General features: G+C 34.0%; 2 protein-coding genes. Both read left to right on the plus strand.

Going from position 1 to position 2661, the window contains the following annotated elements; translation table 11 throughout:
- The first annotated feature begins 956 nt into the window (after positions 1-956).
- Entirely contained in the window at positions 957-2087 is a 1131-nt protein-coding gene (locus tag U9R42_09000; GenBank protein MEA3496156.1) for a hypothetical protein, read from the plus strand.
- Positions 2088-2366: 279 nt separating this feature from the next.
- Positions 2367-2661: hypothetical protein (locus tag U9R42_09005; GenBank protein ID MEA3496157.1), on the plus strand; the 295-nt coding region annotated here is incomplete at its 3' end.

Below are 2661 nucleotides of genomic sequence, written 5' to 3' on the forward strand. Positions count from 1 at the left end.
GATATGATTAGATCGCTACAAAATAACGGTGGATGCTATATAATAATTTTATAAAAAGTTTGGACGATATACAACTTAGGATTATTATGGGTGTGAGAGGTTGTGTGGTGGCTAGATAGGCGAAATTTCAAATAAAATTTACTTAGTCCGTTTAAGTTAAGAAATATGAAATCAAAATATTGGGATAAATTTTACGAAAAGCCTCTTAAGGAAATACCCTGGCAAAATGTTCAAGCTGATTGGTTTAAAGAATTAGTGGATAATAAAACAATACGGGCTCCTCTTCTCTTGATTTAGGTTGTGGCACTGGTCAAAAGTCTATTTATCTTGCAAAATATGGTGATTTTCCCGAGGTTATAGGGGTAGACATCTCCGAGAAAGCTATTGCAATCGCAAAGCAAAACGCCAAAAAAGAAGCCGTTCATTGTCAATTCATTTGTGCTGATGCAACAGAATGGTCATTTGTTGATAATAACAAGACTTTTGACTTTATTCTTGATTGGGCAAATTTACATGGTATACCAGCAGATCGACGGGCCGAATATATCAAAGGGATCAATCAACACAGCGGAAGAGGAGCCCTTTTACTTATTAGAACGTTTAGCTCGCAAGACGAGGGGCTTGAACATTTTGATCTTATTAGAAACAGTGAATCGTTTAGACATTATGTTTTTACTAAAGAAAAATTGACGAGGCTTTTCTCCGATTTTCATATTTTAATGACTAACAAAAATGAATTGAAACGAAGCCCAAAAGAAGGAATATTTATGATTGAGCTTCTTCTGGAAAAATCGTAAATTTTGTTTGAAACATCGTACAACACTGAGTATGAGGCTACAGCTTTTATACAAAAGCCTCCCCCATATTTTGCTCCGCTATCGCTACGAAAACAATTTTTTGATTTTTTGAGAAAAAAAGAGTATAATTTATAGATTTTATTTTATAAAACAAACATTATGAGTATTGAAAACCCAGAAATACTAAAGGTAAACCCAGAAATAGCAAGGCCTGAGGATAATTTGCCAGTTGACCCAATAATGAAAAACAGCGAAATTCGCGCATATAATATTGAAGTTGCAAAAAGAAAAATAGCCGATGAACAAAAAATTGAAGAACTAAGAGCAAATCCTGGGATTGAAAATTATGATTCACAAATTCATTCTTTTATTAGCGAATTGCCAAACAGAGAAGGCTATGTTGATTTTAGTCAATTACAAAAATGCGGACATGGCGGGACACATGATGTTTTCATTTATCCTCAAAATCCAAAATTTGTAATCAAACTTAATCGTGGTGCTCTGGAAAAAGCGTTGAGTGTTGGGCAGTCAACCTTGCCTCCTGAAATACAAAAAATGGCAGATCAATATATTGAAGGAGAAAACAACAAAAACGAACAATTATACGAGCACTTTGGACAGAAGCATTGTTTACGTGAAAAAGCGATGATACAAAAAATTAGAATTGAAAAAGACGGGAACTATCAAGACATTACAGGAGTAATCTCAATCCAGGAAGCAAGCGACATTTTTAAAGACCGAAATAAAAAAGATTTTAGTACTGGCTACACTGAACAAGACCCAGAGCTTGGAAAAAACAAGGAAATTTATGACCGAATGAATAAAGCCCTTTTAGGAAAAGAAGAATTTAATGAAAATGATTTTTTGGAATTTAACGACAAACTAAAATCAATTTTTGAACTGGTTGATAGTGATAAGGAATTTGCTGATTGCATGAGGGTATTTTTGCTAAAATTCAAAAATTATTTTGAAGCTTCTGGTAGATTTATTGATTTGGTTGGTCAAGAAAATGTCTTGTTTTATAAAGAAGAAGGGAAATGGACATTTAAGTTAGGAAGTGTTGTTAAAGTAGAAAATAAAGAAGTTATGACAGAGGCAATGCAAGCCCTTGCTGAAAACCCAGAAGGTATTAATCAAGATGAAAGATTAAGAAACCAGCTTATGAATCAGTTAGCCTTAATTAGATTATTGAATGCATCTGGCTTAAAGGTTGGAATTGGAAAGATTGTTGATATAGAACTAACAGACGAACAATTAGAAAATTTAGATAAAATTAAATTTAGTAGCTAAAAATACAAATGGAGTTTTGGGCTACGGACATTCATCCCTTTTATTCCCTTCTGCCCTTCGTCCAAAACGAAAATTTTTCACTCGAACAAATTATAAAAGAGACTTGGAAATACGCTAAAGCCACATTGTATTCTCACTTCGCCCGCTACCTACCTGCCGGCAGACAGGTACTCCGAAAACTTTTTTTACCCCGAATGTTATACGACATATTGCTCGGATACCCCCTTTACTTATGCAAATAGAAAAATTTATAATATTTATATAATTCGAAAATAAGCTATGAGTAAAAATGAAAAAATCATCATATTCGACTTTGACGGCGTCATTGCAAACTCCTTCCATGTGGCATTTGAGGTTAACCAGCTTGCAAGACCAGCGTTGACAGAAGATCGATATCAAGCAATGTTTAACACCAATATCAATGATGCTAAACATACAGATCCCATGGTCAATAAAATTGATTTCTTTACCGAATATGGCAAAAGGTTCCAAAATCTTGGGATTGATTCGGCTGTTAAAGAGACAGTTATTAAATTAAGCGAGCAATTTCCGCTCTTCATTGTATCTAGTACTA

Source organism: Bacteroidota bacterium (assembly GCA_034723125.1).
In the GTDB taxonomy this organism is placed as follows: domain Bacteria; phylum Bacteroidota; class Bacteroidia; order CAILMK01; family JAAYUY01; genus JAYEOP01.

Bases quoted from the DNA above. Each gene is read 5' to 3' on its own strand.
- U9R42_09000 (MEA3496156.1), top strand. From the start codon at position 957: ATGAGTATTGAAAACCCAGAAATACTAAAGGTAAACCCAGAAATAGCA.